At 60.1% G+C, this 646-nt stretch carries 1 protein-coding gene; it reads left to right on the forward strand.

Annotated features, from left to right (window positions below):
• Positions 1-646, forward strand: a 646-nt coding sequence (istB, locus tag XI08_RS09860) for an IS21-like element IS1631 family helper ATPase IstB (protein ID WP_271574267.1), incomplete at both ends; no start/stop codon positions are given.

Raw genomic sequence — 646 nt, forward strand, 5'->3', positions numbered from 1 at the left:
GCGTGCTCCAGGCGCAGGGCGCCAACCAGCCCTTCCTCGAGACCTTCTCCCTTATCCTGCAGGATGAACTGGACCGTCGTCAGTCCCGTCTTATCGAGCGGCGATACCAGCAATCCGGGCTCGACGAAAAGCTGACGCTCGCCGAGTTCGACTGGTCCTTCAATCCCAAACTGCCACGTCAGACCTGCTTCCAGCTCCACACCCTGGCGTTCATTGCCGCTGGCGAGAACGCTCTGCTTGTCGGCAAACCTGGCACCGGGAAGTCGCACATCGCCAAGGCGATTGCCTATCAGGCGATCCTGCAAAGCCACAAGGTCCAGTATCTTGAGACCGACGACTTCTTCCACCGCTACGCCCTGAACTCTCCGGCACAACGCGAGGTCCGGCTGCGAACCATCATCGACTGCGATCTCCTCGTGCTGGACGATCTATTCCTCGCACGCGCCATCCCCGACGACGCCGGCACTTTGCTGCAGACCCTGATCCATCAGCGCTACAAACTGCGCCGCAGCGTCATCGTCACCTCCAATCGCGTCGTGCAGGATTGGGGGGCATACCTTGGGGACAACACTATGAGCACGACGATCCTCGATCGCCTTATGCATCATTGCCATCTGCTTGAGTTCGACGGACGCAGCTATCGGCT

The organism is Bradyrhizobium sp. CCBAU 11361, assembly GCF_028128935.1.
Lineage (GTDB): Bacteria > Pseudomonadota > Alphaproteobacteria > Rhizobiales > Xanthobacteraceae > Bradyrhizobium > Bradyrhizobium niftali.